The organism is Parasphingorhabdus sp. (assembly GCF_049667325.1).
Lineage (GTDB): Bacteria > Pseudomonadota > Alphaproteobacteria > Sphingomonadales > Sphingomonadaceae > Parasphingorhabdus.
The window spans coordinates 1-2,736 of the sequence record NZ_JBATHY010000211.1; the positions used below are offsets into that span (position 1 = coordinate 1).

General features: G+C 58.1%; 2 protein-coding genes and 2 pseudogenes. 3 read left to right on the forward strand and 1 reads right to left on the reverse strand.

Annotated features, from left to right (window positions below; translation table 11 throughout):
• From WBM93_RS09610 to WBM93_RS09620, 3 genes and pseudogenes are all read left to right on the forward strand, one after another.
• Window positions 1–392, forward strand: a pseudogene (locus tag WBM93_RS09610) (pyridine nucleotide-disulfide oxidoreductase); the annotation flags it as partial.
• Window positions 389–1,657, forward strand: a pseudogene (locus WBM93_RS09615) (NupC/NupG family nucleoside CNT transporter). The pseudogenes WBM93_RS09610 and WBM93_RS09615, both read left to right, overlap by 4 nt.
• Window positions 1,658–1,683: 26 nt before the next feature.
• On the forward strand, window positions 1,684–2,286 hold the full coding sequence (locus tag WBM93_RS09620; RefSeq protein WP_424431309.1) for a CDP-alcohol phosphatidyltransferase family protein: 603 nt from the start codon (window positions 1,684–1,686) through the stop codon (window positions 2,284–2,286).
• 22 nt (window positions 2,287–2,308) lie between these two features.
• Here the strand turns inward: WBM93_RS09620 and WBM93_RS09625 are convergent.
• Window positions 2,309–2,736: hypothetical protein (locus WBM93_RS09625; RefSeq protein WP_424431311.1), on the reverse strand; the 428-nt coding region annotated here is incomplete at its 5' end.

The following is a 2,736-nucleotide window of genomic DNA, read 5'->3' on the forward strand; positions in this document are numbered from 1 at the left end:
TCATTGATCCGGAAATCGCCCGTGTCGGGCTCAACGAGCAGGAAGCTAAGGAGCAGGATATCGCCCATGAGGTGACCATCTATCCAATGCACGAACTGGATCGGGCCATCGCCGAAAGCGCAACCCAAGGTTTTGTCAAAGTGTTGACCCCGCCGGGCAAGGACAAGATTCTGGGAGTCACTATCGTCGGCGATCATGCCGGAGAATTGCTGGCCGAATATGTTCTGGCGATGAAATACAAGCTTGGCCTGAACAAGATATTGGGCACGATCCACACCTCTCCGACGATGGCCGAAGCCAATAAATATGCCGCCGGTGAATGGAAGCGTGCCCATGCGCCGGAAGGTCTGCTCCGCTGGGTCGAACGCTATCACAGCTGGATGCGCGGATGATCGATATTTTGCAGCAGGGTCAGGGGTTGATCGGTCTGACGCTGATTCTGCTGTTCGTCTGGGCGATATCCGAAAACCGCAACGACCGGCCAAGTTGGAAATGGATTGGCGGCGCGCTGCTGCTCCAGCTGACAATAGCGCTGGTCATCGTCAGGGTGCCCTATGTCTGGGAAATCATCGGTCTCGCCAACCAGGGCGTGATGGCGATTGAAAAAGCCAGTCTGGTCGGATCATCCTATATGTTCGGCTATGCTGGCGGCGCGGAATTGCCCTTTGTGTTGAAAGAAGGCGCGCAGCCGCCGCTGATCATCGCCTTCCAGATATTGCCTTTGGTGATCGTATTCTCGGCATTGTCTGCCTTGCTGTGGCACTGGGGCGTGCTCGCGTGGATTGTCCGCGGCCTGTCCTGGGCATTGCGCAAGACCATGGGTGTCAGCGGCGTGGTTGGTCTCAGCGGCGGGGCGAATATCTTTCTCGGCGTCGTCGAATCTCCTTTGGTCTTGCGCGCCTATTTCGAAAAGATGAGCCGGGGCGAACTGTTCATGGTCATGGTGCTGCCGATGGCGACCATTTCGGGCGCGATATTGATTCTCTACGCTTCAACCCTGTCGCAGGCGGTTCCCAACGCGGTCGGTCATATGATCTCCGCATCGCTGATCTCTCTGCCAGCCGCGATATTGGTCGCCCGTCTGATGGTGCCAGGCAACGGCAAGACCGAGACCAGCGACGAGCAGCCGGGACTCAAATATGACGGCAGCATCGACGCCATCGTTCGCGGAACAATGGAAGGCGTGCAGGTATTCCTGGCGGTTATCGGGATCATATTGGTGGTTTTCGCTCTGGTTGCTCTGGTCGACCAGATATAGACCATCCTGCCCTTCGTCGATGGTCAGGCGGTGACTATAAAACGCGCCTTCGGCTGGCTGTTCGCGCCGCTGATGTGGACGCTGGGCGTGCCGTGGGATCAGGCGCCAGCCGCTGGTGCTTTGATGGGCACAAAAACCATCCTCAACGAATATGTCGCATACCTCGATCTGGCGGCGATCCCGGAAGGCACGTTCGATCCGCGCAGCCAGTTGATTGTCGTCTACGCGCTTTGCGGTTTTGCCAATCTTGCCAGCGTCGGCTTGCTGGTCTCTACCATCGGCACGCTCGCGCCATCGCGACGGGCAGAGGTTGCAGGACTGGGCGTGAAAAGCTGGATCGCCGGCAATTGCGCCACCGCAATGACCGGCGCGGTGATCGGTCTTGTCACGCTTGCCTGATGTCCCGCAATCGACGAGGATGACCCATGTTTGATTCCCGCCTCCGTCCGATCATCGATCCCCCGCTCAACGCGCTCGGTGCGCGGCTGGCGCGCATCGGCCTCACTGCCGATCAGGTAACGCTGGCTGGGGGCATGGTCGGCATCGGCGCGGGCGTGGCGATCGGGTTTCAACATTATCTTTCGGGTCTGGCGCTTCTGTTGCTCAGCCGCCTGCTTGACGGGCTCGACGGCGCAATCGCTCGAGCCACGGCGCAAACCGATTTTGGCGGCTATCTCGATATTGTCAGCGATTTTGCTTTCTATATCGCGGTGCCGACCGGCTTTGGCTTTGCGGTGTCCGCGAACCTGCCATTCGCCCTCATATTGGTCGGCAGCTTCACACTGACCGGAATCAGCTTTCTCGCCTATGCGGTCATGGCGGCGAAAGCGGGGCTGGAAACCGATGCCCACGGCAAAAAGAGCTTCTTTTACAATACAGGTCTCGCGGAAGGCACGGAGACGATCATCGCGTTCGTTTCGATGTGCTTGTTGCCGCAATATTTTGCGATCATTGCGACGGTCTATTCCGCGATGTGCGTGATCACGGTGATCCAGCGGACCATTGCCGCGAAAACTGACTTTCCCTGAACGGGCTGCGAGACCGTCCGGATCATCTCTCGCTTTGATAACTCATTTCGATGGTTGCACATAACCGGTCCGCCTGCTTGATCGCCATGGTCACGATGTTTTTTGAAGGATCGTGGTGCTCCAGTATAACGTCAAACGGGCGACCCAGTTCGACATATCGCACGAATTTCATCTTGCCGCCGGTAATTGTCGGCGGTTTTCCGCCGAGCAGGAGACTGGTAAACTGCCGCCCGACATCGCCAAGATGCGTCGAGTTCACATGGTCGCCCGAACCACTGAGATAGGGGTGCGCCGGAGGAAAGCCGTTTTCTTTCGTGATCAGCGCCCGCGCTTTTGGTCCATCCTGATCGGCCAGGGGCGAGAGAAAGCTCTCGCCCTGCGTTGCAACACCCGCTGCCTTAGCCGGTGCATATTCAAAATCGTGCACGGCGGGCGGCGGTACGATTTTTG

Bases quoted from the DNA above. Each gene is read 5' to 3' on its own strand.
- WBM93_RS09620 (WP_424431309.1), top strand. From the start codon at position 1,684: ATGTTTGATTCCCGCCTCCGTCCGATCATCGATCCCCCGCTCAACGCG.